The sequence below is a fragment of the Flavobacterium sp. RSSA_27 genome, assembly GCF_051547125.1.
Lineage (GTDB): Bacteria > Bacteroidota > Bacteroidia > Flavobacteriales > Flavobacteriaceae > Flavobacterium.
In genome coordinates this window covers 1-223 of sequence record NZ_JBPTTN010000026.1, presented here as the reverse complement: position 1 = coordinate 223, position 223 = coordinate 1, and the positions used below count along the sequence as shown (strand labels likewise).

Annotated in this window: 1 protein-coding gene; it reads right to left on the bottom strand. The window is 38.1% G+C overall.

Features of this window, described 5'->3' with window-relative positions; genetic code table 11:
• The coding region (locus tag ACSVH5_RS13475; RefSeq protein ID WP_438061927.1) for a SprB repeat-containing protein at positions 1 to 223 on the bottom strand (223 nt) is incomplete at both ends.

Sequence of the window (223 nt, the reverse complement as noted above, 5' to 3'; positions counted from 1 at the left end):
TTAAAATTTTAACACAAGCAGTATTTGCTTTATCTCTGATTTGTACATTATAAGTTGCATTAGCTAGTGCAGTAAAAGTACCGCTATCTTGCCAAGTTGTACCTCCATTGATGCTGTATTGGTAGGTACCATAACCTCCCAATGGAGCACTAATGGTAATGGTTCCGTCATTGGCAGCATTACAAGTTACATTAGTTGAAGCTACAGTTGCGCTTAAAACAGC